We start from the raw sequence: 736 nt of genomic DNA, 5'->3' as shown, positions 1-736 counted from the left end.
GATCAAGGTAGTAGTGCCGGGCCAGGTGCAGATGCTGATTCCCTGACAGGCCGTTGTAAAAACGACCTGCGATGCCATTGCAGCGTCAAGAACAGGCTCAAAATGCTCGCTTGCAGCTCGTGAGCTTTTCACCTGTTCTTGTGGGGCCGCCATTGGTATTGCACGAGTGGCGTCGTCTGCGTTTCTCAATAATCTGCTAGGCCTCGGCCGATTCGTTCCACCTTCTCCACCACCAGCGCAGCCGTGAGATGGGTTTGCCCTCGGCGTCCAGTGGGCGGCCGTCTTCGGCGAAGCCCTGGCCATCGTCCAGTGGCTTGCCGTTGAGGTAGCGGCTGCGGTGTGACACCTGGCCGTTGCCGTGGAAGCGCTGATAGAGGCCGTCACGCACGCCATCGCGGTACAGCTCCAGCTCGGCCAGGCTGCCGTCCGGGTAGTAGCTGCTGGCTTCGCCGTGCATCAAGCCCTGGCGGTAGGCGACCTTGCGCTGCAGCCAGCCTTCGGCGGCAAAGTACTGAGCCACACCATGCAGGCGCCCGTCGGCGTAGGGCAGGTGTGCCGATACCTGGCCGTTGGGGTGGTAGAGGACGCTGGGACCGTGCAGCACGCCGTTGGCATAGCCGAGCCGGGCCTGCGGGCGGCCGGCTTCCTGGATGGATACCGGGCCATCGAGGGCGCCGTCCTGCAGCTTGCCCTGCAGGCGGCTGTCGCCACGGGTGAGGTCGAGGTTGCCGTTATT

General features: G+C 64.3%; 1 protein-coding gene. It reads right to left on the bottom strand.

Going from position 1 to position 736, the window contains the following annotated elements; genetic code table 11:
- Positions 1–196: 196 nt before the first annotated feature.
- On the bottom strand, positions 197–736 hold a 540-nt coding region (locus tag J0A65_RS24770; RefSeq protein WP_206596896.1), incomplete at its 5' end, for a toxin-antitoxin system YwqK family antitoxin.

This window comes from Bowmanella yangjiangensis, from assembly GCF_017255015.1.
Classification (GTDB): domain Bacteria; phylum Pseudomonadota; class Gammaproteobacteria; order Enterobacterales; family Alteromonadaceae; genus Bowmanella; species Bowmanella yangjiangensis.
This window is presented reverse-complemented; position numbering and strand designations above follow the sequence as displayed.